The organism is Sulfitobacter sp., assembly GCF_036961165.1.
Taxonomy (GTDB): domain Bacteria; phylum Pseudomonadota; class Alphaproteobacteria; order Rhodobacterales; family Rhodobacteraceae; genus Sulfitobacter.
On sequence record NZ_JBALVJ010000057.1, the window covers coordinates 1 to 24,360 of the forward strand.

26 protein-coding genes and 2 pseudogenes are annotated in these 24,360 nt (G+C 56.3%); 14 read left to right on the plus strand and 14 right to left on the minus strand.

Annotation, left to right across the window (positions count from 1 at the left end; genetic code table 11):
* Position 1: 1 nt before the first annotated feature.
* Complete coding sequence (locus V7730_RS17595) at positions 2-343, minus strand: LysR family transcriptional regulator (protein ID WP_335748899.1); 342 nt, start codon at positions 341-343, stop codon at positions 2-4.
* Here V7730_RS17595 and V7730_RS22715 point away from each other — a divergent pair.
* The 4 genes and pseudogenes from V7730_RS22715 (at position 275) to tcuB (ending at position 2,830) form a co-directional block, all read left to right on the plus strand.
* Positions 275-1,081, plus strand: a complete 807-nt coding sequence (locus V7730_RS22715) for an FAD-binding protein (protein WP_443070238.1) — start codon at positions 275-277, stop codon at positions 1,079-1,081. The genes V7730_RS17595 and V7730_RS22715 overlap by 69 nt on opposite strands.
* A gap of 79 nt (positions 1,082-1,160) precedes the next feature.
* Positions 1,161-1,541, plus strand: a complete 381-nt coding sequence (locus V7730_RS22720; protein ID WP_443070239.1) for a hypothetical protein — start codon at positions 1,161-1,163, stop codon at positions 1,539-1,541.
* 13 nt (positions 1,542-1,554) lie between these two features.
* Positions 1,555-1,608, plus strand: a pseudogene (locus V7730_RS22725) (hypothetical protein); the annotation flags it as partial.
* A gap of 136 nt (positions 1,609-1,744) precedes the next feature.
* Positions 1,745-2,830 carry a tricarballylate utilization 4Fe-4S protein TcuB gene (gene tcuB / locus V7730_RS17605; RefSeq protein ID WP_335748900.1) on the plus strand — a complete coding sequence of 362 codons (1,086 nt, stop codon included), beginning with the start codon at positions 1,745-1,747 and terminating at the stop codon, positions 2,828-2,830.
* Positions 2,831-2,921: 91 nt separating this feature from the next.
* Here the strand turns inward: tcuB and V7730_RS17610 are convergent, their stop codons facing one another.
* From V7730_RS17610 to V7730_RS17620, 3 genes are all read right to left on the minus strand, one after another.
* Complete coding sequence (locus tag V7730_RS17610) at positions 2,922-4,232, minus strand: TRAP transporter large permease (protein WP_335748901.1); 1,311 nt, start codon at positions 4,230-4,232, stop codon at positions 2,922-2,924.
* Positions 4,229-4,777, minus strand: a complete 549-nt coding sequence (locus V7730_RS17615; RefSeq protein ID WP_335748902.1) for a TRAP transporter small permease — start codon at positions 4,775-4,777, stop codon at positions 4,229-4,231. The genes V7730_RS17610 and V7730_RS17615 overlap by 4 nt, the downstream gene beginning before the upstream one ends.
* Positions 4,778-4,859: 82 nt before the next feature.
* Entirely contained in the window at positions 4,860-6,011 is a 1,152-nt protein-coding gene (locus V7730_RS17620; protein ID WP_335748903.1) for a C4-dicarboxylate TRAP transporter substrate-binding protein, read from the minus strand.
* Positions 6,012-6,347: 336 nt separating this feature from the next.
* Here V7730_RS17620 and V7730_RS17625 point away from each other — a divergent pair, with 336 nt between their 5' ends.
* The gene (locus V7730_RS17625) at positions 6,348-6,983 is read left to right on the plus strand and encodes a TetR/AcrR family transcriptional regulator (protein WP_335748904.1); all 636 of its coding nucleotides are present in this window, start codon (positions 6,348-6,350) and stop codon (positions 6,981-6,983) included.
* Positions 6,984-6,986: 3 nt separating this feature from the next.
* Here V7730_RS17625 and V7730_RS17630 read toward each other — a convergent pair whose 3' ends face one another.
* Positions 6,987-8,582: a class I adenylate-forming enzyme family protein gene (locus V7730_RS17630; protein ID WP_335748905.1), complete on the minus strand. Its 1,596-nt coding sequence runs from the start codon at positions 8,580-8,582 to the stop codon at positions 6,987-6,989.
* 356 nt (positions 8,583-8,938) lie between these two features.
* On the opposite strand from V7730_RS17630, the gene V7730_RS17635 reads away from it, so the two are divergent.
* Both V7730_RS17635 and aguB read left to right on the plus strand, forming a co-directional pair.
* Complete coding sequence (locus V7730_RS17635) at positions 8,939-9,970, plus strand: histone deacetylase family protein (protein ID WP_335748906.1); 1,032 nt, start codon at positions 8,939-8,941, stop codon at positions 9,968-9,970.
* Positions 9,963-10,829, plus strand: coding sequence for an N-carbamoylputrescine amidase (gene aguB, locus V7730_RS17640; protein ID WP_335748907.1), 867 nt, complete (start codon positions 9,963-9,965; stop codon positions 10,827-10,829). The genes V7730_RS17635 and aguB overlap by 8 nt, the downstream gene beginning before the upstream one ends.
* 45 nt (positions 10,830-10,874) lie before the next feature.
* Here the strand turns inward: aguB and V7730_RS17645 are convergent, their stop codons facing one another.
* Genes V7730_RS17645 through V7730_RS17665 form a run of 5 tightly spaced genes read right to left on the minus strand, consistent with a single transcriptional unit; the run spans position 10,875 to position 16,176 of the window.
* Complete coding sequence (locus tag V7730_RS17645; RefSeq protein ID WP_335748908.1) at positions 10,875-11,900, minus strand: extracellular solute-binding protein; 1,026 nt, start codon at positions 11,898-11,900, stop codon at positions 10,875-10,877.
* A gap of 30 nt (positions 11,901-11,930) precedes the next feature.
* The gene (locus tag V7730_RS17650) at positions 11,931-12,737 is read right to left on the minus strand and encodes an ABC transporter permease (protein ID WP_335748909.1); all 807 of its coding nucleotides are present in this window, start codon (positions 12,735-12,737) and stop codon (positions 11,931-11,933) included.
* Positions 12,730-13,632, minus strand: coding sequence for an ABC transporter permease (locus V7730_RS17655; protein ID WP_335748910.1), 903 nt, complete (start codon positions 13,630-13,632; stop codon positions 12,730-12,732). The genes V7730_RS17650 and V7730_RS17655 overlap by 8 nt, the downstream gene beginning before the upstream one ends.
* Positions 13,629-14,684 (minus strand): ABC transporter ATP-binding protein, encoded by a 1,056-nt coding sequence (locus V7730_RS17660; protein ID WP_335748911.1) that lies wholly within the window; start codon positions 14,682-14,684, stop codon positions 13,629-13,631. Before V7730_RS17660 ends, V7730_RS17655 begins: the two co-directional genes overlap by 4 nt.
* 43 nt (positions 14,685-14,727) lie before the next feature.
* Positions 14,728-16,176, minus strand: a complete 1,449-nt coding sequence (locus V7730_RS17665; RefSeq protein ID WP_335748912.1) for an amidase — start codon at positions 16,174-16,176, stop codon at positions 14,728-14,730.
* Positions 16,177-16,552: 376 nt separating this feature from the next.
* Here V7730_RS17665 and V7730_RS22730 point away from each other — a divergent pair.
* Positions 16,553-16,798: pseudogene (locus V7730_RS22730) on the plus strand (response regulator); the annotation flags it as partial.
* Between the two features lie 58 nt (positions 16,799-16,856).
* Here the strand turns inward: V7730_RS22730 and V7730_RS17670 are convergent.
* Complete coding sequence (locus tag V7730_RS17670) at positions 16,857-19,406, minus strand: ATP-binding protein (RefSeq protein ID WP_335748913.1); 2,550 nt, start codon at positions 19,404-19,406, stop codon at positions 16,857-16,859.
* 340 nt (positions 19,407-19,746) lie between these two features.
* Here V7730_RS17670 and V7730_RS17675 point away from each other — a divergent pair, with 340 nt between their 5' ends.
* The 3 genes from V7730_RS17675 to V7730_RS17685 are packed head-to-tail and all read left to right on the plus strand — an operon-like array spanning position 19,747 to position 22,404.
* Entirely contained in the window at positions 19,747-20,163 is a 417-nt protein-coding gene (locus tag V7730_RS17675; RefSeq protein WP_335748914.1) for a CopG family transcriptional regulator, read from the plus strand.
* A 32-nt stretch (positions 20,164-20,195) separates the two neighbouring features.
* The gene (locus tag V7730_RS17680; RefSeq protein WP_335748915.1) at positions 20,196-21,278 is read left to right on the plus strand and encodes an extracellular catalytic domain type 1 short-chain-length polyhydroxyalkanoate depolymerase; all 1,083 of its coding nucleotides are present in this window, start codon (positions 20,196-20,198) and stop codon (positions 21,276-21,278) included.
* 1 nt (position 21,279) lies between these two features.
* Positions 21,280-22,404: a C45 family peptidase gene (locus V7730_RS17685; RefSeq protein ID WP_335748916.1), complete on the plus strand. Its 1,125-nt coding sequence runs from the start codon at positions 21,280-21,282 to the stop codon at positions 22,402-22,404.
* 58 nt (positions 22,405-22,462) lie between these two features.
* Here V7730_RS17685 and V7730_RS17690 read toward each other — a convergent pair whose 3' ends face one another.
* The 3 genes from V7730_RS17690 to V7730_RS22735 are packed head-to-tail and all read right to left on the minus strand — an operon-like array spanning position 22,463 to position 23,320.
* Complete coding sequence (locus V7730_RS17690; RefSeq protein ID WP_335748917.1) at positions 22,463-22,744, minus strand: LysR substrate-binding domain-containing protein; 282 nt, start codon at positions 22,742-22,744, stop codon at positions 22,463-22,465.
* Positions 22,745-22,755: 11 nt separating this feature from the next.
* On the minus strand, positions 22,756-22,989 hold the full coding sequence (locus V7730_RS17695; protein WP_335748918.1) for a LysR substrate-binding domain-containing protein: 234 nt from the start codon (positions 22,987-22,989) through the stop codon (positions 22,756-22,758).
* On the minus strand, positions 22,958-23,320 hold the full coding sequence (locus V7730_RS22735; RefSeq protein WP_443070240.1) for a helix-turn-helix domain-containing protein: 363 nt from the start codon (positions 23,318-23,320) through the stop codon (positions 22,958-22,960). The genes V7730_RS17695 and V7730_RS22735 overlap by 32 nt, the downstream gene beginning before the upstream one ends.
* Positions 23,321-23,435: 115 nt before the next feature.
* Here V7730_RS22735 and V7730_RS22740 point away from each other — a divergent pair, with 115 nt between their 5' ends.
* The 3 genes from V7730_RS22740 to V7730_RS17705 all read left to right on the plus strand — a co-directional run bounded on the left by V7730_RS22740 (position 23,436) and on the right by V7730_RS17705 (position 24,351).
* Entirely contained in the window at positions 23,436-23,663 is a 228-nt protein-coding gene (locus tag V7730_RS22740; protein ID WP_443070241.1) for a DUF2218 domain-containing protein, read from the plus strand.
* A gap of 61 nt (positions 23,664-23,724) precedes the next feature.
* Positions 23,725-24,102, plus strand: a complete 378-nt coding sequence (locus tag V7730_RS17700) for a nuclear transport factor 2 family protein (RefSeq protein WP_335748919.1) — start codon at positions 23,725-23,727, stop codon at positions 24,100-24,102.
* A 30-nt stretch (positions 24,103-24,132) separates the two neighbouring features.
* Positions 24,133-24,351 carry a hypothetical protein gene (locus V7730_RS17705; protein ID WP_335748920.1) on the plus strand — a complete coding sequence of 73 codons (219 nt, stop codon included), beginning with the start codon at positions 24,133-24,135 and terminating at the stop codon, positions 24,349-24,351.
* Positions 24,352-24,360 lie beyond the last annotated feature (9 nt).

Below are 24,360 nucleotides of genomic sequence, written 5' to 3' on the forward strand. Positions count from 1 at the left end.
CTTAGCCAAGCCGCAAAACTGTCCTAAAAAGCAGGACCACTTCAGTCTGCGCGCGCTGATGGGTGTAAGCCGGACTTTCGCCGCGCATGGCCAGCGTGGTTTCGCATGCGTCCAGTAAAATGGCCTCGGCGCGCTGTTGTAGCCGCTTGGCCGCGAGCGTCGGGCGCACCTCGCGGGTGGTGCGGTCAAACAGCACCGAACCAAGCGCGCCTTCCAGCTTTTGCACCCGCCGCGTGACCGAATATTGCGACAAGTTCAGCCGCTCAGAAGCAAGGTGAAAGGATCCTGTTTCTTTGACAGCCAGAAAGGCTTCGAAATCAAGGAAATCGTAATTGATGCGCATACCGCATTAATTGACCAAACTTCAGGAGGTCCTATACAATCTGATCCCGATATTGTTGTCATCGGGGGTGGTAATGCCCCTCTTTGTTCAGCGATTACAGCAGCAGAGGTCGGAGCGCATGTTCTGATCCTTGAAACCGCGCCCAAGCCTTATCGCGGTGGCAACTCGCGCCACACCCGCAATTTTCGCTCCATGCACACGGGGTCGTTAGGGCCGCTTGTAGATAGCTACAGCGAAGAGGAGTATTTTGCAGACCTGAAGAAAGTCCCTGACGGCAAAACCGATGAACACCTTGCTCGATTGGCTATCCGCACCTCCGAGGAATGCCTGCCGTGGATGCAGGAACGCGGCGTGCGCTTTCAGCCATCATTGTCCGGCACGTTGTCACTGGCCCGCACCAACGCGTTCTTTCTTGGCGGTGGCAAAGGCCTTGTGAATGCCTACTACCGCACGGCGCAAGCGCTTGGCGTTCAGGTTTTGTATGAGGCCGCCGTCACCCATCTGGAGATGGACGGCGACCATATGGCGCGGGTCGACTTTCCCCATGAGGGCGCAGCCAAGAGCTTGACATCGAAATCGGTCATCGTGGCATCGGACGGCTTTCAGGCCGGCACTGACTGGCTGGCGCGTGCGTGCGTGGGGACCTGCGGCGAAGAACGTCCTGATCCGTGGCACGCCCTACAATCGCGACGTTGTCTTGGCGGATTTTCGGGATCAAGGCGTCGAACAGGTCGGTGATCCAACACAGTGTCACGCTGTTGCCATCGACGGGCGCGCGCCAAGGTTCGACGGCGGGATCGTCACGTGACTGGATTGCGTGCCTTTCTCCATCGTCGTCAAAAAGGACGCCGAGCGGCTTTATGACGAGGGGGCAGATGTCTTGCCCAAGCGTTATGCGATCTGGGGGCGTCTGGTGTCGGAGCGGCCCGATCAGGTAGGCTATGTCATTATCGACGCCAGGTCGCTGGAGCTGTTCATGCCGTCGGTCTTTCGGCCGATCAAAGGCGCGACAATCGAAGATCTGGCCGAAAAAATGGGCCTTCCTGCCGACAAGCTGCGCGCGCCCGTCGATGAGTTCAACGCCGCTTGCGGCGACACCTCTGGCTTCCACCCCACAGAGCTGGACGGTGGAACCACAACCGGCCTCACCCCGACCAAATCCAACTGGGCACGCCCGATTACCGAAGCTCCGTTTTAGGGCTACAGCCTGCGCACAGGCCTACCTCGGACTAAAGGTGGACGAGAATGCCCAGTGCTCAGTCGGCAACCAACCTATCAGCAATCTATGGGCGGCTGGCGAAACCATGGCCGGCTCAATCCTTGGTCAGGGCTATCTTGCCGGTTTCGGGATGACCATCGGTACCGTTTTCGTACGCATCGCAGGCAAGGAGGCCGCAGCCCATGCAAATTGATTTCCTCAACGAGGCCCACCGTCAGGCCGAAATCTGCAACGCCTGCCGCTATTGCGAGGGGTACTGTTCGGTCTTTCCGGCACTACACCGTGAACGCGCGTTCTCTGACGGTGACCTGACGCAACTGGCAAATCTGTGCCACAACTGTCGCGGTTGCTACTACGCCTGCCAATACACAGCACCGCATGAATTCGATCTCAATCTGCCCAAAGCACTGGCAGAGGTACGGCAGGAGAGCTGGAAAGACTACGCGTGGCCCAAAGAGTTTGCGCAGCTTTTCGGCCGCAGCGGAGTTTTGATGTCTTTTGGCCTGATCCTTGCCTTTGCATTGATCTTTGCGTTGGCGCAGGTCCTGCAACCAGAAAGCGGTGAGGGCTTTTATACCTACATGTCCCACGGCTTGATGGTCGCGATCTTTGCACCTGCATTTCTGCTGCCCCTTCTCGCTTTAGCTGCATCGCTGCGCGGCTATTGGCACACAGTCGGCGGTGGAACCGTCCAGCTGTCCGATCTGGGTGACGCCATGAAGTCGGCTGGCCGGATGAAACCCCTTGAATGCGGCCACGGCGACGGCTGCAATTTCGAGGAAGAGGACAAATTCACCCACGCAAGGCGGCTTTTTCACCAAGCGGTGTTGTACGGCTTCTTGCTGTGCTTTGCGTCAACGTCCAGCGGCACGCTCTTGCACTGTGTCTTCGGTATGGAAGCGCCCTACGAATTTTTTAGTCTACCCAAACTACTGGGCGTACCGGGGGGACTGTTGCCATGCATCGGCACCGCAGGCTTGGCATGGCTCAAGACAAAGGCAGATCCGAACCTTGGCGCGCCAAAAGCTTGGGGAGGAGAAATGGCATTCGCATTGTTGCTATTCGCCGTCGGTGCAACGGGTCTGGTGCTCTATGCCGCCACTGGCACCGCTGCAGTCGGTTGGTTGTTGCCGTTGCATCTTGACAGCGTTTTGACTTTCTTCCTGCTCAGCCCCTACTCAAAGATGGCGCACGGGTTTTACCGCATGGCCGCGTTGACCAAAGAAGCAGCCAACAAGCGATCTGTGAAGCAATCGAAACCTCGGTAGGCTGGTCAGATAGCCAGCGCTCCCCTGCCCGCCTATAAAAAACGCGCCAGCCCCAGATTGGGACAGGCGCGTTTAAGCTTCTAATCTAGCACTAGTTTGCAACCATCGCCGGCAGAAACAGCACAATGTCAGGAAACGCGATCAGGGCAGCGACGATCACAAGATCAACAACCACAAACCAGAATACGCCTTTGAAGATCATCGAGAGCGATGCGGTATTGCCGACCACCCCTTTGATGACAAAGACGTTCATGCCCATTGGCGGCGTGATCATCCCAATCTCAAGCAGTTTAACCAGCACCACACCGAACCAGAGCAGGCTGTAGCCTGTCTCATCCACAATCGGCATCACGATGGGCAGCGTCAGCAACATGGCGCCAACTGGTTCCAGCATCATGCCAAGCACCAGATAGACGACAACAATCCCGATCATGATCATCAGCGGCGACACACCAAAGCCAAGGATCGCATCGGACAGCGCATCACCGATGCCGGACAAAGCCAGAAACCGTGTCAGCAGGCTCGCACCCACAGCGATAATCAGCAAAGCAGCCGTTGTTGTCAGGGTTTCTGTGAACGCCATGCGCAGCGCTTTGAAAGTCAGCGTGCGGTACATGAACGCCACAAGAATAGAAAGCATTGCACCGATAGCACCTGCCTCTGTCGGGGTGAAAACACCACCGAACAAGCCCGCAAACACACCGATCACGATGAGCAGAACAGGCCAGGTCTGGCCGAGCGCTTTGATCTTCTCGGCGGGCGTTGCCTTGATATCAACCGGCGGCGCCAGATCGGGGTTCAGCTTTACCCGGACAATGATCAGCACGATGTAGGCGAACAAAGTAATGACACCTACAACCAGACCGCCGAGAAACAGCGCGCTGACCGACTGGCGCGAGATAATGCCGTAGAGGATCATCAGGATCGATGGTGGAATGAGCGCGCCGATAGTACCAGCCGCTGCAACCGTGCCGGTAGCAAGCTCTGCACTATAACGGTGGCGCATCATCTCTGGCACTGCAATCTTGCCCATCGCCGCCGAACACGCGACCGATGACCCCGTGACAGCAGCAAAGCCCGCGCAACCAAAGACAGAGGCAATCGCCAAACCGCCTGGCAAGCCCGACAACCAGATTTGCGCGGCGTTGAACAAGCCCTGCGTCAGTCGGGTATGATAACATATGAACCCCATGAACAGGAAAGCCGGGATCGAGCTCAGCACCCATGAGTTGGCAAAGCTGTACGGCACGATGCCCAGACTTCCCCACGCGATATTCCAGTTGAACATCGACCACAGCCCGCAGAACGACACAGCAATCAAAGAGATGCCGATCGGGATGCGCATCAGGATCATGACCAGCAAAATGGCAACAAAGATGCCAGCGATCTGTAGTTCGGTCATTGGCTATCTCCGGCGGACAAATAAGGGTCTTCAATCTTCAAAGCGTTGAGCCCGTGTGGGCGACCCATGACCATGCAGATGAACTTCCAGCCAGCCACAATCGACATCAGGCCAAAGCCGATGGGAAGCGACAGATAGGTGGGCCAAGTGATGATCTTGCCGCCTGCTTCGATGGAATATGATCCACCGATGTATTTGGCCAAAGCCTCGTCCCCAGTGCGGAGGGCCACAGTTGCCGTCACGATAAAGGTCAGCAGCAGCGCAAGTCCGGCAATGAAGTTTTGCAGCTTCTGCGGGAATTTTTCGACCAGAAGTTCGACCGCGATGTGGCCGTCATTTTGTTCAACAGCGGCAAGCGGAAGAAAGGCAATCCCGACCATGTAGAAAGCAGAAACATAGAGGATGGTAGAGTTGAGCGGTGTCTGAAAGACAAACCGCATGATGACGTCAAGGGTCACGTGCACAACCAGCATCAACACCAGTATGCCTGCGATTGAGGCAGACCCCGAGATCAGCCGAGAGATGACGGACGAAATAAAATTCATGAGGGCTATCTCTTTTGGAGAAGGAAACGAAGGGTGCCGCAAGAAACAAGCGACACCCCGTCTGATCGAAAAGCCGGTTGGGTTACTTACCGTAAGTGGCCGGATCAACCTTCGAGATCACCTGATCCCAGAGCAGCTGCTGCAGCGCGTCGCTGCTGTCGATGTCCTTAACAAGGCCGTTCCACTTTGCAAGCAGCGGCTCGAACTCAGCCACGATCTCGTCAGAACGCGCAACGCCATATGTGTCCTTGAACAAAGCCGCTACTGTCTTGAGGTCTTGGCGCGAGAAGTCTTTGACCGCAGCCAAAAGCTCTGCATCAGCAGCATGGATTTTGATGCCGTTTTCGCGCGCATGCTCAATCGCTGAAGCATCATCGGTGTAGAAGTTCCACGTCACGTCAGCTGACATGTGGCTACCGGCCCAAAGCATCGCTTCGCGGCTCTTGTCGTCCATCGCGTTCCAGCGATCAGAGTTCACGTTGGCGGAAGATACACCAGCGAATGCGCCACCCGGAACAGCCAGCGTGATGTCGGTGACGACTTCATGCAGGTTGTAGTTGGTCAGCTCAGGCGCCGAAAGCATTGCGCAGTCGATGATACCTTGATCCAGCGCCTCATAGACTTCGGACACAGGCAAACGCACGCCTTGGGCACCGAACTGATCTGCGAAACGCACGAAACCGGCACCACCAGCACGCAGGCGCAGGCCTTTAAGATCAGCAATGGATGTAACGCTCACGTCTTTGCACAGCAGATTGTACAGCGGTGTAACGCCGCCAGCGGTGTAAACCTGACTCTGCGCTTTGTTCTCGGCGAGGCACTCGGGGCAGTTGTTGAAGGTGTATTCCATCATCGCGCCGGTGTAGGCCAACGGCTCTTTGCCAGTTGGTTCTTCTACCAGATTGATAAGCAGGTTCAGCTCATGCAGGAACAGGGTCGTTGGATATTCTGCAGGGTAATACGGTGGCAGCACGAAGCCCACGTCAGCCAGACCGTCGCGCACACCGGGGGATGTTTCTGGCAGGCTAAGCAGCGACATCGCAAAACCGGTTACGTCAATTTCGCCGCCCGAACGCTCGGCTACGGCTGCGGCATAATCGTCAACAGCTTTGCCAATCGCAGAGGTGTTTGGATAGCCGTATGCAAAATTGAGGCGTTCCTTGGCTGCGGCCTGACCCGCGATTGCCGCAGCGGCAAGCGTGGCAGCAAGTGCGATGGATTTGTTGTAAGTCATGTGTGTCCTCCCGAACATTTGGTGGGCCTGTGCGACGGGAAAAGCACCCGTCGAGCCGTTAATTTTAAGGTTACCCTATCCGCCCCTCCGTTGGCGGATCGACTGCTGTCGGTTTCACTTCCAAAGCGACAACATTCTCAGTAGTATGTCACTGTCAGCGCACAACGCGCAGGTGTCAATAGTCCGCGTTCGTTCCTTCGGCGCTAACACAAAAATTAGAAGGCTTTGCGCACAAAGCCGGTTTGAAGTATCAGTTTGACTGGAGCAGTCGGGAGCGATCAACGACATGAAAAAAAACACTATTGAAGAGAAGCAGGCATTTGAGGAATGGTCGAGATGATGAACACTCAACCCCCGCAAAGCCTGCCCCCTATGACGGACAGTCGACAGCAAATTGTCGAAGCTGCGGCTCAATGTTTCATGCTGAAGGGGCTAGAGAAAGCAACCATCGACGATATTGCCGATGTTCTTGGGGCAACCAAGGGGCGCGTTTATCACCATTTCCGGTCCAAGAGTTCAATCTATTTCGCAGTCCACCGGCAAGCGATGCAATACTGCTTTGATGCCGTCGATCCGGTTCTGGCCCTACCCATCCCCCATGATGAAAAACTTGAGGCAATGGCCGCTGCCCACGCGCGCGTAATGATGGACACCCTACCATATCAGCGCAGCATCCGCCTTGGCGTCGAGATATACCTGCGTGGCTCTACCACCGAAGCGGACCGCGAGATGTTGGCTGAGCTGATCAACCAGCGCAATAATTACGAAGAGCTTTACCGCGAGGTTCTGCGTGGCGGCATAGACACCGGCACGCTGAGCGTTCCTGATGTCAAAATCGCAGGTCGGGTGATCATGGGCGCACTTAACAGTCTGGTCGACTGGTACCGGCTCAGGCCCCAGCAGACAGATGCTGACCGGGACCTGATCGCCAAGGACCTTGCCCAAACCGTTGTGCGCGGCATGCGGGCCTAACGCTTAGACCTGCTCGCGCAAAATTGCTTTCACGATTTTGCCGTTGGCATTGCGCGGCAGCGGCTGATCCGTCAGCGTCACAAAATCCGGCACTTTGTAGTCCGCCAAAAGCGAACGGATATGAGATTTGACCGCGTTTTCATCAAGGTCGGCGTCTGAGCTTTGAATAAACACATGCAGCTTCTCACCCAGCACCGGATCGGGTCGGCCGATGGCGGCACATTCGATGATCGACGCATGGGCCGTCAGCGCATTCTCGATCTCGGCTGAGTAAATGTTGTAGCCGCCGCGAATAATCATGTCCTTACGCCGGTCGTGCAACCGGATAAACCCTTCGTCGTCGCGCGAGCCGACATCGCCGCTTTTCCAAAAGCCGTCTTGGAACTCGGACGCTGTCTTTTCAGGGTTGTTCCAATAACCTGGCACAACCATCGGTCCTTTGATCCACAACTCTCCGTGTTCGGCAGACGCGACTTCGACGCCCTTTTCATCAACTATACGGATTTCCCCGCACGGCACGGTAACGCCAACGCTATCGGAACGCTCGGCCCCCAAGCCCAGCGGCAATATCGTGGCGGGTGACGTCAGCTCGGTCGCGCCATAAGCATTGACCAGCAAGAGGTTCGGCAGTTTTTCCGATAGCTCCTGAATGGTCGACTCAGCCATCGGGGCACCGCCGTAGCCGCCAATGCGCCAGTGCGACAAATCATAGTCCTCTACCGCACAGCGCAGCAGGAACAGATTGTACATCGCAGGCACCATCAGTGTCTGGGTAACCTTTTCATTCGCGGCCAATTCCAAAAATGCCGGCGCATTGAAGCTGCGCATGATGACACTGCACCCCGCCGTCCGAAGCATGGTGAACAGCGTCGCAACCAAACCCGTGACGTGGGATGCGGGAACGGCAAGCAACGAACGCTCGCCCTCGCCCAGCTCCATACAGAACTCAAAGTGCATCGCCGAATGAATGATATTGAGATGCGTCAGCATGGCGCCCTTTGGCTGCCCTGTCGTGCCGGACGTATACAGAATGACCGCAACACTTTCTTCCGCAACGGTTGGGCTATCCAGTTCTACGTCTGAGGCCAGCAGGCTGTCAAAGTCGTGTGATCCCTCAGACGTACCGCCAACACTAAAGCGGTTTGAAACCGTGGGCACATCACTGCTGCGCGGCAACTTTTCAGCAAAATCAGCGCCATGAACAAGAACCACCGCACCGCAGTCATTCAAGATATGGGCAAGCTCGAGTGTTTGTTCGCGCACATTGATCGGCACTGCGATCGCACCAAGACGCAAACTGGCCAACAGCACGATCAAGAACTCAGGGCTATTACCCAATACCAAAGCGACCCTGCTTTCCGCACGAACCCCCAGCCCCTGCAATCCAAGCGCAACCGAGCGGACCTGCTCATCCAGTTCAGCATATGTCAGACGCCGATCATCACAAACAACCGCCTCACCCTGCGGATTACGTGCGACCGACTCCTGCACCATCACGTTCAAATTGCCGGGTCGGTTGGCAAAGCATTTGATGTCCTCCCGTCCGAAATGAGTCTCGGAGGAAATAAGGTCGGTGATACGCGCAGGCCAGTTTTGCATCTGTAGTTCTTTCAATGTGGTTTAGCTATATTGACCAAAAACAGAGGTTCTCATGCCGGATTGGTTGACAAGAGAACACAGCGTTTAGTCTATCAAACCCGTTCAGGGTTTCGCATCATGTTAACTGTTACAAGATGAAATGTTACGTCACATCTTTAATATTCTTCGGCCAACCGGTTGCATCACGCCGAACTTTCTCACGATCTGACATGGAAACACCCTCGATGCTCTGCCTTCCGACTTCGCAGCGCCTCGTCCCGCGCTAAGCGTTTCAAGAACCTTGACGAATTGCCCAAGACGACGTCACCTTGAATGGACTGCTACTGGCGGCACATTTTTCAACATCAGGGTGCAAGATGCGAATTATTTACAGCGAAGATCACCGTTTACACTTTCCTCAGGCAGAACTGTCCGGTGGCCAATTCGTCACCCCGTTCGAGCGTCCTTCGCGGGTTGAATACGTGCTGAACCGTCTCCGCCAACGCAAGCTGACCGACATCTTCACACCAGACCCCGTCGATATGGCGCCGGTGCAGGCGTTGCTTGACCCCGGATACCTGACGTTTCTGCAAACAGCCTGGGACGAATGGAAAGCCGCCGGTATGGCGGGCGAGATTATCGCCGCAAATGTCCCTGCGCGCAGCATGCATATGGACAGGATTCCAGAGAATATCGACGGGAAGGTCGGCTATTACTGCCACGCCTCGGAAACGGCCATGACCCAAGGCACATGGGCAGCGGCACTGTCATCTGTCGCCAGCGCACAAACTGCACAGCGCCATGTCGCGGCGGGTGCAGACAGCGCGTTTGCCCTGTGCCGCCCGCCCGGCCACCACGCAACCGCCGATCAATATGGTGGCTACTGCTTCATCAACAACGCCGCCGTGGTTGCACAGATGTTCCGGGATTCAGGCGCGAACCGCGTCGCCATACTCGACATCGACTTTCATCACGGCAACGGCACGCAGACGATCTTCTATGACCGCGCAGATGTGATGTTTGCCTCCCTGCACGGAGCCCCGCAGGAGTCCTACCCATATTATCTGGGATACGCCGACGAGACCGGCAAAGGTGCTGGTGAAGGATCGAACCTCAACTACCCCATGACCGCCGGCACAGGATACGACGTTTGGGCAAAAGCGCTTGACGATGCCATCGGAAAAATCATGGCTTGGGGTGCAGACGCGCTGGTCGTCTCTCTGGGGGTTGATGCCTATAAGGAAGATCCAATCAGCTTTTTCAAACTGGAAAGTGACGACTTCACCGATGCTGGTCGCCGGATCGGACGCATGAAATTGCCTGCTGTTTTCTGTATGGAGGGCGGTTATGCGATTGAGGCGGTTGGCGTGAACACTGTCAATGTGCTTGAGGGGTTCAAGGATGCGTAATGTCACCTTTGCCGTGACGCAGTTTGCAACAGATTCCGACACCGCACGCAATCTGGATAGTGCAGAAGCACTGGTTCGAGAGGCTACTGCACAAGGCGCGCAGGTAATATTACTTCAGGAACTGTTCGCAACGCCCTATTTTTGCAAAACCCAAGACCCCGCCTATTTCGACCTTGCCGCCCCGCGTGAAGGGAACCCCATGCTGGCCCGCTTTTCTGCACTGGCCAAAGAACTGGGTGTTGTCCTTCCAATCTCTTTCTTTGAACGCGCGGGTCAGGCCTATTTCAATTCGCTTGTGGTCATTGACGCGGACGGTATCGAGCTTGGCCTCTGTCGCAAATCGCACATCCCACAAGGACCGGGATATGAGGAGAAGTTCTATTTCTCACCCGGCGACACAGGATTTCGCGTATGGGATACCGCCTTTGGTAAACTGGGTGTCGGGATTTGTTGGGACCAGTGGTTTCCCGAAGCCGCGCGCGCCATGGCACTGATGGGCGCCGAGGCGCTGCTCTATCCCACTGCTATCGGGTCAGAACCGAACCGCCCCGATTATGACAGCCAGCCCCATTGGGAAATGACCATGCGTGGGCACGCAGCAGCTAATATCATGCCACTATTGGCCTCCAACCGGATCGGCATAGAGGCGCAGGACAACCGCAGTGTTAGTTTCTACGGGACGTCGTTCATCTCGGGAGAAACCGGCCAGTTGCTGGGTCAGGCGGGACGTGACACTCAGGAAATACTCACGGCCACAATAGATCTGGACCATGCAGCAGAGCAGCGCCGCGCATGGGGTGTGTTTCGCGACCGTCGCGTCGATCTTTACGCAGTTTTGACAGGGCTGGATGGTACTTAGACAGCACGAAAAGCGGGGCCGCAGTGAAGCCCCGCATTCTTATGCTTACTTCAGCAATTCAGTCCAGATCGCGGTATAAAGATCGACCGCTGATTGTGGGCACGTGGGCAGGAACTGGCCTGCTTCGGCAAACTCTGCCGGTGTCACGATCTCTGGTGCGGTTTTCATATCCTCGGGCATGAACTCTTCCGATCCTGCGACACCATTTGCATAGCGTGCAAAAGCAGAAATCATCGCAGCATTTTCCGGCTCAAGAATGAAGTTGATGAACTGGTAGGCTTCATCCACGTTCTTCGCATCGGCCAGCAAAGCGACAGAGTCCATGAACAAGGGATAGCCTTCCTTGGGATAGCCATAAACCACATCAGGGTTGTTCACCCGCGCGCGCATGGTGGAGCCGTTCCAGTTCACAGAAGCCGCATAATCGCCCGAGGACAGCTTGTCCGTGGTGCCATAATCCATCGACAGCCACTTTGGCTTTGCGGCCATCAAACGGTCGCGCACAGCCTTGAGCACGGTCAGATCCTCGGTGCAGGCTTCGCCGCCCGCGTTGAAGATCGCCATGTTCAGCACGTCATTCATCTCGGGCACGATGTTGATCTTGCCGACCAGCTCTTCTGGCGGATCAAGGAACAGCTCGGATGTGTTCGGGTCACCGCTATAGACGCTCGTGTTCACCGCGATGCCAACTGATCCCCACTGCCATGGCACGGAATGCGCGCGGCCCGGATCCCATGGCACGTCTTTCCATTCGGCCGCGATGTTGGTGATGTTCGGAATTTTTGAATGATCCAGCTCGGCCAAAAGGCCCTTGCGGACGTAAACGGGGATATAGTTCGCCGATGGCACCACCAGATCAAAGCCGGACGCGCCCGCTTCGACCTTGGTCAGGGCCGTTGTGTTGCTGTCATAATCCGTGACGGTTACGCTGATGCCAGTTTCGGCTGTGAACTTTTCCAGCATCTCTGGGCTGGTGTAGTTGCCCCAGTTGTACAGGTTCAATTCGCCTTCTGCCATCGCACCGAAGGTGGTGCTCAGCAGGGCTGCCGTCGCAATAAGGTAGGTCTTCATAAGGTTACTCCCTTTTGGATGTTGTGCGGGCTATTCCCGCTTTTTGGTGACGAACACGAAAACAATCAGGATCAGAACCGTCAGCGCCAACAACGCCGTCGAAATGGCATTCACCTCGGGCGTCAGCGCACGGCGCAACTGACCCAGCATATAGGTTGGCAGTGTATCCTGCCCTGCCGATTTCACAAATTCGGTGATAATCACGTTATCAAGTGAGATGATAAACGCCAGCATTGCCCCTGCAATCACACCCGGTAACAGCAGCGGCAGCGTGACATAGCGAAAGGTCTGCCAAGGCGTGGCATAAAGGTCCGCAGCGGCGGTCTCCATGCTGGTATCCATGCCCTCCAACCGCGCCCTGATGGGCAGATAGGCAAACGGGATACAGAAAGCAGAGTGCGCAAGAATCAGATAACCCAAACCGGTATAGCCGGTTGCGACCTTGACCGAGGAAAAGAAGATCAGCAGCGCCACGGCAGTCACGATTTCAGGCACCATCAGCGGCTGGTTGATGATGATATAGATCACCGTCTGCCCTTTGAACTTGCCCCGCCGCGTGGTCCCAAGGGCAGCCATTGTTGCCACCGAAGTTGAAATGACAGAGGCCCAGAGCGCGATGATCAAAGAGCGCGCAGTAGCGTCCTGCACCGCTTCGTTGTTGAAGGCGACCACGTACCATTGCAGCGAAAATCCCCCCCATTGGTTGACCGAATTTCCGCCGTTAAAGGAATAGATCACCAGCGTCAAAATCGGCGCGTATAGCAGCACAAAAGACAACACCGCGATGAAGGTAAAGCTCGGCAAGGTCGTCACATCAAAGGCGCGTTTCTTAGCCATGTGGATCATCCCGTGAAGACACGCGCGTGTAGACCACCAGCGACACCAGAACAATCAACAGCAATACGGTCGACAGCGCAGCGCCAAGCGGCCAGTTTTGCCCCTGACCGAATTGCAGCTCGATAAAGTTGCCGATCATCATATTCTTGCCCCCGCCCAACAAGCGCGGCGTCACATAGGCGCCAAGGCTGGGGATGAACACCAGAATAGAGCCTGCAATGATCCCCGGTTTAATGATCGGCAGGATCACCCCGCGCAAGACCTGCCAGCGCGAGGCATAAAGATCATATCCCGCCTCAATCAGACGGAAATCAAAGCGGTCAATGGCGGCATAAAGCGGTAGCACCATCAGCGGCAGGTAAACATAGGTCATCCCGATCAGCACAGCCGTATCGGTGTACATGATCTGGATCGGGTCAGAGATCAAACCGGTGCTGATCAGGGCGGTGTTCAAGATACCCTCGTTCCGCACCACCTCCATGATGGCAAAGGTCCGGATCAGCAAATTTGTCCAGAACGGGATGGTGATCAGAAACAGCCAGAACGCCCGCGATTTGGCGTGTCTAGTGGCGATGAACCACGCGGTCGGCAGGCCAAGCACAAATGTAATCACCGTGGTCGAGATCGAGAGCTTCACCGAGCGCCAGAAGATCGACAGGTTCGCATCGGCAAGGCTGACAGTCTGGTCGAAAATGTCCCGCTCGAACAGCACGCGGAACCATCCGTCACCGGACAGGATCCAGCGGACACCGGAGTAGTCCCCCTTCTCCAGTATAGAATACAGTGCGACGATCAAAAGCGGGCCGCTTGCCGCGAAGATCAACAAGATCAAGGCAGGCGCAGAAAGCAGCCATCCGTTGGCCCCTTTGCTACGCTGTCCGCCTGCGTTGCTCATGATTTCAACACCTGCACGGCCTTGGTGTCGATACTGATGCCGACAGTATCCCCCACACTCAATGCCCCTGCGGAATTGGATTGCACACGGGCGATGATCTGGCTGCCATCTCCTAGCGCAAGCGCGTAATGCGTGTCCGTGCCCATGTAAGTTGTCTCGGTAATTGTAGCCGTCAGGCCTGAGGCGGCAGCGCCCAGCCCGATCTGTTCGGGCCTGATGGCAAGCGTTACAGCGCCAGTTTGACCGGTAAGATGCACATCAAGAAGATCACCCGTGCCAATACGGACGCGGCCCCCATCGACCTGCCCCTCAAGAAAGTTCGTCTCTCCGATGAAGTCGGCGACAAAGCGATTGACGGGATGTTCGTAAATCTCGTGCGGCGTGCCGACCTGCAACAGCGCCCCTTGGGACATCACGCCGATCCGGTTGGACATGGTCAGCGCTTCTTCCTGATCGTGGGTCACAAAGATAAAGGTGATGCCCGTCTCAGTCTGAAGACGTTTCAGCTCGCTCTGCATCTCCTTGCGCAGCTTCAGATCCAGCGCCGAGAGCGGCTCATCCAGAAGCAACACCTCTGGTTCAGGGGCAAGCGCACGGGCAAGCGCCACACGCTGTTGCTGGCCGCCCGACAATTGCTGCGGCAACCGATCGGCGAAATCCTCGAGCTTCACAAGCGCCAGAACCCGCGCGACAGCCTTGGCCACTTCACCCGCAGGCTTGCCCAGCATCTTGAGGCCAAAGCCAACATTCTGCGCAACGCTCAGATGTGGAAACAGGGCGTAGGACTGGAAAACCGTATTCACAGGGCGCTGGTTGGGCGGTGTGTGCGTGATGTCCTGACCGGACAAATGGATAGTGCCGGACGTGGGCGTCTCAAACCCCGCGATGCAGCGCAAAAGCGTTGTTTTGCCACATCCCGAGGGGCCCAAAAGGGTGAAGAACTCCCCCTGCTTGATGGATATCGATACGTCCCCAAGCGCTGTTACAGCGCCAATTCCAGCCCCATAAATCTTGCCGACATTACGCGCGTCAACCGCGATATTTGTGTTCAATCCCCGTACCCCCTACCACTTCACTCTGCGCAGCAATTTTCATCTATGCAAGATATTCCGAGAGCATTGATGGCCTTTGGTGGGCCCAAGGTGCAGCCTGCTCAAGTTCTGCGCAAAGGGCAATAAGCGTGGCATCTTCACCGTAGGCCGCCGCCAGATGTAAGCCGATGGGCAGGCCATCTTCGGTCCAATGTAGAGGCATCGATGCGGCAGGTTGACCGCTGGCATTAAAGGTCGCGCAAAACGGCGAATACTCAAACACCCCGCCCGGCCCTACGCGATAATTGGCGTAATCGTCACGCTCGTGGGTGAAGCGGCCCACAAGGGCCGGCGGCTCTGCCAGTGTTGCCGAAAGAATGATGTCGTAGTCGTGGAAGGCCGCCGCCATTTCGCGGCCATAAGCATGGATCTTATTCACCGCCGCCAGATAGGCCGCGCCCGAAATCCCTTCGGCGTAGGCCAAAGCCCCCCGCGCCACCCCCTGAATATCACCTTGGCGCAGGTCGCGCCCTTTGGCTGTTGTCACACTCTGTATCCAAAGCGCTGTGCCGCAGGCCACAATCGTGGTCCAGGCGTGCATCATCCCTTCGTGATCAGCCCTTGGGCAAGCGGGTGTCACATGGTGGCCAAGCCCTTCGAGGAGCTTTGCAGTCTCATGCACAGCATTTTGACATGCGCTATCAATCTGCGCGCCGGTAAATGTGGTATCGCAAATCGCGACGCGCAAGCGACGCGGGGGGCGGGTGATCGCCTCTGCATAGGTTGTTTCCATCGCTGGCGCGACATAGGGCGCGCCCGCATCGGGACCGACGCAGGCGTCCATCATCGTGGCGTTGTCGCGCACTGAACGGGTCAGAAAACCGTCAATCGCCATCCCGCCCCATCCTTCGCCGGACATAGGCCCATCGGGAAACCGCGCACGCGTTGCTTTGAAGCCGAACAACCCGCAGCTTGACGCAGGTATCCGCACTGATCCACCCCCGTCTGATCCATGCGCCATAGGCACAATTCCAGCCGCGACCGCCGCACCTGATCCCCCCGAAGACCCGCCCGATGTCCGCGACAAATCCCAAGGGTTACGCGTGGGCCCACCATAGACCGCCGCTTCAGTCACCGGACCAATCCCGCCTTCTGGCGAGGTGGTGCGCCCGAAGGTCACAACGCCGGTCGCGCGCATGCGCTGATAGATTGCGCTGTCGTAAGAGTACCGCGTGTCCCGCAACAAGTGTGACCCGCTGTGCGTCGGAAAATCAATGGCTTCCGCCCCAAGGTCTTTTATCAGAAAGGGGACGCCTTTGAACGGCCCATCCGGCAAGCCCGCCTTGATTGCGGCGCGCGCGGTCTCTTCCTGAATCAAAACGACGGCGTTCAGGCTGGGATTTAATGCCGAGACCCGTGCCAGTGCCGCATCAAGCAATTCATTCGGTGAGACCGCCCCTGATGCGACTTGTTTCGCCAAAGATGTCGCGTCGTCTTGCACATTGTATCCCATGGGTAATCTGCTTCCTGAACCAGTTAATTTCGATGCCGTGTCTTATCCGAATAGATGTCTGATCAGGTCTTGCGGCGCCATTCACCGGACCGGCCCATCATCTTTGAAAGCGGTGCATCAGAGCAGCAACTACTTTGGCCGCCCCGACACTTAGGTAAAACCGATTATGAGTGAAGTTGTCGCTCATGCAAGCTGCCTTCTTGCATGTGTAGCCTTTGATCTTGTGCCGATTTTCACATGCCTCTCTTTCAGGCTGCACGCACCTGAATACGAAGTTCACCACGACAGGGGCAAAACGCCCTTCCCATGTTTTTCCGGAATACCGTCAATTTGATGCTAGCGTAGCCTCTAAGGATCAATGGGACGCTTCGAAAAAATGGGGCCCCCTCGAGACCAACAAAAGAAGAGCGACCGGATACGGGTGCTACTGGTTGAAGACGATATACAAGTCAGGGACCTACTGACAAAACAACTCGAATTGATGGGCTGCGACGCCTGCGGCACATCAGAGGCAGGCGCGTTTCTTACTAAGCTCGTATCGGCCAAATTTGCATACTACATCGCCGTTGTTGATCTCAAGCTGCCCGGATTGCAGGGGGCCGACATCATCACGTGGCTGCGCCAGATACCTAGTTTGCGGATATCGTTTGAGGAACGCTTAACTCCAAAGTTTGTGATTTTCACGTGCTTGCGATCTTCAACGCAGCGGCGACCGCCGCCAGAAGGTCTACCCGCTGGACTGGCTTCATCAGACGGATATCCTCGGGCCGCAGGCCGTTCCCGTGCACTGTTGCCTCACTGGCGTACCCTGACATGAAAAGGACCGGCAGATCCGGCCCGCGCAGCCTCAGTTCTTTGGCCAGCCCTGTGCCTTGTAGGATACCGGGCATCACAATATCCGTCAAAAGCAGATCAAATGTCGGATTAGCCTCAAAAACAGCAAAGGCCTCGTCACCGGATGCCGTGGCCGTGACCTGATAGCCCGCACGCTCCAATATCGCGACAAGGGTCTTGCGAACATCATCCTCATCCTCCGCAAGAAGCAGCCTTGTATCGCTGCCAGTCGCGTGAAATTCATCCCTAACGGGCACTGCCCGTTGTTCACTTGTCGCATCAGCCGCAGGGAAATACAGCTTGAAGGTCGTACCTTGGCCTACCTCCGTATAAACCTGCACCGTGCCCCCGCTCTGCCGCATGAAACCAACGGTCATAGACAATCCGAGGCCGGATCCTGACCCAGGCGGTTTGGTGGTGAAGAAGGGCTCAAATATAGACCCCAGCACGGCATTCGAAATGCCAGTACCGGTGTCACTGACGGCAAGCATAACATAGCGCCCAGGCGGCAATTCTTCTTTGCGGTTATCAACATAGGCCTCGTCGATCCGCACATTGGCGGTCTCGATGGTCAGGTTACCCTGCCCCGCCATCGCGTCCCGAGCATTCAGCCCAAGGTTCAGTAGCGCACTTTCCAAGGATGCACGATCTGTCTCGATGGGCCAAAGCCCGGCCAGCAGAGATGTCTGGACGACAATGCTTGCGGGAAAGGCACGCGCCATCCAGTTCTTGGCCTCGCGCACCACCTTGTTAAGGTCCAGCACCTGCGAATTCAGAGGCGCCTGACGGGCAAAGGCGAGCATGTTTTTGGTCAGGTCAGCACCACGCAATGTTGCCGTGATGGCCGCATCAATCATCTCTTTCTGAGCTGCTGGATCGTCATCCTCACTCAACAACTCAAGATTGCCGAGGATCACCGCCAGAAGGTTGTTAAAGTCGTGCGCCACTCCGCCCGTCAACTGGCCGATGCTTTCGTTTTTCTGTGCCCTGCGCGCAATTTCACGCTCGTTTTCAATCCGCTGCTGAAGCTCGACTTCATGCGTGGCGTCCAGAACAATCGCTGTGACAATGATCCGCCCATCTTTGATCAAAGAGCCGCCGTGATGATCAAGCCATTTGATTTTGCCATCGCGCGCGGTGATCATGTGGCGGTAATACAGGCTCTCGCCTGCCTCGAAGCTCTTCTTTGATGTCTTCAAGAATGTAACGAGATCATCAAGGTCGTGCATCTTGGCAAAGAGGCCGGTGTCGGCAATCAGTTCTTGGTCAGTATAGCCCCAGATATCCAGACATTTCGGGCTGATATAAAGAAATTCGGGGTTAAACCAGTCGGTGGCGTCAAGCTCGACAATCGCGCCCGGCAGCTTTTCAGCGACCGTGGCCAGACGATGGCGCGAATTCTGGCTCTGCTGCTTGGCCTCGCGAATATCGGTCAGATCAACACTCATGCCCATGACACGCTTCACGACGCCATTTGTATCCGGTTCTGCGACCCATGTTGTGCGAATGAACCGCTGCTCACCGTCTGCGCGGGTTGCGCGAAAATTCGCATTGCCCTGATATTTGCCCTTGGCCCAACATTGTTCCATTGCGTCTCGCTCACGTTGCAAATCTTCTGAGTTCAGAGCTGCTTCGACGTCGCAAAGCGGTATTGGTCCGGGGTCTCTGTCGAGGCCAAATATCGCGATCATTCCTGCGTCATAGAATAGATCGTTCTCCCCTATATCTTTAACGTAGAGACCGACGCCCGACGCTGTTCTGGCCAAATCCAATCTGCGCGCCAGTTCTGCGGCATGATTGGCGTCATTTGCAAAGCGGAATGCGTAGTTCAGTATCTGCCAAGTAATCAAGATAGAGACCACGCCACTAACGATGTACCCCGCTGCAACCAATGGCATTACGACATCCGGATTTTCTAGAATGGAAGTGCTGGCATAATAAATATATGGCGGAATATGAAGCAGGGCAAACCCGAGCACGAGATAGCCAACTGGCGATTGTCGGGTATCGGGCCAATTCTTCAGGGGTCGCAGATAGCTGACTGCCAGCCCGACCGCCGGAATACCGAGGTTCATAAATATCCCGATTTCGATTTCAGGCCCCCCGATCACATATCGGAAACCTGCGCCACACAGCCCGGCAATTATGGCGCCAATTGGTCCGCCAAGGTAGCCGGCAAAGATGCTCAGGCCAGCCCTGAAATCAAGCGGCATCAAGAACGGTTCAATCCGCGTTGCTTGATTGGCAAGAAATATTACCATGACCCCAAAGATGCTCCCCAAGACTGCCTGCTGCACAAATTTGCGGTTCTTCAAGCTTGGTCTGGTTAAGACGACGTAGACCAGCACGCCTGCTAGCAATAATGAAGTCAGGCTTTCCGTGATAAATGCGAACATTCAATTTCCCGATGAGATGGCATCAATTGCCTAAAATCCAATAGACCATGTAACGGGCAATCCGCCAAACCCTATCGGGATGTTGCCGCTTTTAGCGCACCGCCCTTGATGGTCGCTAAACGTAAATCCAGCAACCATAAGTGCTGTTGATACACAAATGCAGGACGCTCAACGCGCGAGCAGAACAGAGCGTCCCTCCCTCCATTGAGAGCCGCGAAACGAAGCAAGGTGATCGTTTGGTCGAAAACGCTATTCGCCACACCCTGCTTTAAATCAAATATTAACCTTGAACCTCACACTAAAACATCCATTTACCATCCATACAGATGGAGAAATACATATGAGCACCGTAAGGCAACTTCGAGATAAGGTCCCTGACAGTGAAAAAATCACGATTAACCTAGGCTACGTAGATCTAGGGCGGATTGATCTGTTGGTGCAGGAAGGCTTCTATTCCAACCGCAGTGATTTCATCCGCACCGCAATTCGCAAACAGCTCGACACACATGTGGATACCGTCAGCAAATCTATCGAACGTCACACAATGGAACTGGGCCTTCGGGGCTATTCACGCGCTGATCTCGAAGCGGTTCAAGCCGCAGGTGAGATCCTGCATGTGAAAGTTGTGGGCCTTGCGCGCATTGATCCTGACGTCACACCCGAATTGGCGCTTGCCACCATCGGATCGATTACAGTGCTGGGTGCCCTTAAGGCAAGCCCCGCCATCAAAAAGGCTCTCGCCGACCGCATCGGCTAAGGCGCCCCACCCCTAGATCAAGGATGATCCGAATGAACATCTTCAACGTCGGCGCATGGCGCCCGACGAACGGTAAACTGCGCACTGGACGTCTCAGCGCAGCCAGCGACCTTGTCGCGCGCACGCTGTCAGCGCATGGCCTACAGCCACCTGCACGCCCCCAGACCCAATCGCCCCAGCAAACAATGAGCTCTTTGCTGGCGGCCATCACCCAGGCGCGTGACCCTTCGGCGGCGCCGGTTGGTCCGCTCCCTTCCGGCGCGGCCTTTCGGTCCGGGCAGTTTTCTTGCAAGGTCGGCAGCCGCAACTATAGGGCCTATGTCCCCTCGAATGCCGCGCAGGGTGTGACAGGCGTCGTCGTCATGCTGCACGGGTGCACGCAGACACCCGAAGACTTCGCCATTGGGACCGGCATGAATGCCTTGGCGGACAAGCTCGGATTTGTTGTGGTTTACCCCCATCAGTCGCGCGGAGACAACGCGCAATCTTGTTGGAACTGGTTCAGTCGGGGCGACCAGCGTCGCGACCGCGGAGAACCAGCAATCCTTGCCGGATTGACCCGCGATATCATGACAGAGTACGAGATCCCACCGCAACGAACCTTTGTCGCCGGATTATCCGCAGGTGCCGCGATGGCGGTGATCCTTGGACAGACCTACCCCGATATCTTTTCCGCGATCGGTGCACATTCGGGCCTTCCATTCGGCGCTGCAAATGACGTCCCATCAGCATTTGCCGCCATGGGGGGCAATGCCCTGAATACCCCCGCACCCACGCCACAAAACAATGCGGTGCGCGCCATTGTGTTTCATGGAAGTGCCGACAGCGTCGTGCATCCCTCGAACGGCGACCGCATCCTGCAGGACGCCCTACACTGCACAACCGGACAGACGATTGAAACCAAAGAGGAAAGCACCGCATCAAACCGCCGCTTTACGCGCAGCATAGCCTCACACCCTGATGGCGCCACTGCGGTTGAACACTGGCGCATCGAGGGGCTGGGTCATGCATGGTCAGGCGGCGATCCCAAAGGCACATACACAGATGCAAGCGGCCCCGATGCGAGTGCCGAGATGATCCTCTTTTTCTTTGAACCCGACACCAAGGACCTTTGAGATGACGAACAAGACGCTAACCTTCGATGCCGTGAGCGAGCCGCCCCCCGGCCCGAAATGGAAAGCCCGCTGGGACCGTTCATGGCCTGCCTATGAGGCGTGGTTTATCGGGCGCGGCGGCGATAGCGGCCCGACCAAAGAGCAATGCCGCGGTGCCATGCAACGCTACATGCCGGAACTGCTACCTGTATACGACCGGCTGGTCATGGTCGCTGGCGGATCTGACCGCGCTGCGCGTTTCCTGTCAACGTGGTGCCCGCCCACCTACCTTGGCGGCTGCTCACTTGCTGCGATTGCCGACGACACGGACGTACGACTGGTGCGGAATTATGACCTATCCCCTGACCTGAACGAAGGCCTGTTGCTACGCAGTGAATGGCTGGGCCGTCCTGTGATGGGGATGGTCGAATTTATCTGGGGCCTGTCGGACGGTATAAACGATGCAGGCCTCAGCATTGCACTGGCTTATGGAGGTCGCTCTGAATCTGGCGAAGGGTTCGGGATTACGACCACTTTGCGCTATGTGCTTGAAACTTGTGACACGGTTGAGCAAGCTCTTGTTGCGCTAAAACGGGTGCCCTCGCACATGGCCTACAATGTGGTTATCGCCGATAGCACCCGCGCCACAGCAAGTGTGGAGCTTTATCCCGGCGGTGGGATCAGGATTATGCCAAAAGCCATCGCCACCAACCACCAAAGCGGCAAAACAGCGGCCGACCGTCCCGCATTCACCTGTAGCTTTGAGAGACACGCGCACCTTGCACAAATACATCCCGCGCCGCGCAAGCTGAACCGGCTGTTCCTCCAGCCGCCGCTGTTTCAAGACCGCTATGCCGAAGGCTTCGGCACGCTGTTCACCGCTGAATACGACCCCGAGGAAGGGTCACTGGGCCTTACCCTGCAAGGTACCCGCTGGGAGCAGTCGCTTGTCGCATTCGAGGAAGGGCAGCGCATTGTGAATTACCAGAAGAACACTACAGGAGCGCCCATCACCGGCACTCCTGACTGGTCGCGGGCCGCCCAGATCGATTGGGGCGCCGTGGCGCGTGACTACGCCGAAGGGAAAGGCCAACCGATTGAGACCTACCTTGCGCAGGTCGGCGCACGTCAAAAACACGCCGCCTGAAGTTAAAAACCCACCGCTGCCGGCAAAATCAATCGGCAGCGGTCCCTCTTTGGCCAACTTATATCTTTTGCGCAGCCTGATTACTGAGGAAAAAGTTGGTAAGCTTGCGTGTCAAAGATTTTTGCGGCCCGATATCCGGCCAGACGGCAAAAATGCCAACCTCTGGCAACACACGCACCAGCTGACCTGACGCCAGCCCCTCTTCGATTTCACTAAGCGGCAGCTGCTGCACACCGAAACGGGCGACGACCGCAGACTTGCAAGAAGTGTTGGTGTCGACCTCCAGACGTACATTCTCAGGCTGGAACGAAACGGATGTCCCGTCGCGGTGCAGGGCCATCTCCTCCGGGATCATGGTAAACGCAACGAAATCGCAGGCGCAATTTCCTGGACCGAGCGTATGGGCGGGCGTGTCGCCAGATAATCCGGCGCGGTCACAAGAATGCGCTGGAACGCCCCGATGCGGCGGCGTTTGAGGCTGCTGCCGGCCAGCGTACCGAGCCAGATTGCAAGATTAAAACCCTGTTTGACCAGATCGTCAGGGGCGTCGCTGCTAGGGAGGGACACAGCGACCAGCGGATACAATCGTGCAAACTGCTAAAGCGACTGTCGCAGATGGGACCGCTTTCCCCACGCAGGCATCGTCACCTTGAATGCGCCGACAGGCTCGTGCCTTCCGGCGCGCTGGCGCGAGGGCAGCATGCCCTTCGGGTGTCAGCGACATCGATCGCGTCGAGCGGAAGAACAAGGTCGCGCCCAACTTATCCTCTAGACGGGACAAGCGGCGGCTGACCACCGGTTTGGAAATCTTCAATCGCCGTCCGGCAGCGCTTAGGCTCCCTGCATCAGCGACAGCGGCGAACACGGCAAGGCTGCGATAATCTTCAATCATCTTTCCACTTTCTGGAAATATCATTTCGCAAAAAACGCACTAATCAAAAAGGTGGCACCTATCTATTTTTATCCTAAGAAATCAGGAGACACCAAATGCAGACAAGTATCACAACATTGACCACTCAACGCGCCAGCAGCTGAGCAAGCACTTCGGCCATAAGGTTCCAGTCGCCTTCTCACCCGAGGCCGGTGAGATCACCCTGCCCTTCGGCACCTGCGAATTGGCGGCTCAAGATAAAGTCCTGACCCCAACCGCAACAAGCGAAGCGGAAACATTGACCAAACTGGAAAAGGTGATCGCGGATCACTTTGCCCACTTTGCCCTTAGCGAAAACCTCACGGTGACCTGGGCGTGCAGTGTCTGAGCCTTAGGTGCGGCACCTCAGACCCGCCATCATCACAAACAACTCCCATCAGTGGAGCATCATGAACCTCAACACCGTACTTGCGTCCGTCGCGTTTGCGACCACCCTGCCAGCCCTTGCTGTGGCCGACACCGCCAAGAACAAAACCTTCGCAATCGAAGCGCTCACCGCGACGCTTGGCGCTGGCAACCCTGAGCCGGTCGACCAGTATTTCGATCAAGGCTATATCCAGCACAATCCGGATATCGGCAATGGCACCGGAGCCCGCAAAGGGCTGATCTCCAACCTCGCGACCAGCGGCGCGTTCAAAGCGGATTTTGCCCGCGTCATCGCGGATGACGACATGGTGATGTTACATGGCCGCTATGAAGGCTTCGGCCCCGCGTCGGAGCTGTTTTTTTTCGATCCTTTTCGACGGAACGGCTGCGCAGCAACGTAACAGTTTAGATTACTCTGGGAGCTTGCACTGATGTCTACCGTAAGATCGATTTGGGACCACCCCTACACATTCTGGGCATTGTTGAGTTTGCCCGCCGTTCCTATGGCTCTGGGGCTAACCTCTGGCGATCCCAAAGCGATTCACAATTTGCTCCACCCGACGGGTGAGTTTGCCGCGCGTTTCATGATCTTTGCAATGATGGTCACTGAAGTGGTCCTGCTTTTTAGGACAGTTTTGCGGCTTGGCTAAGATGCATCT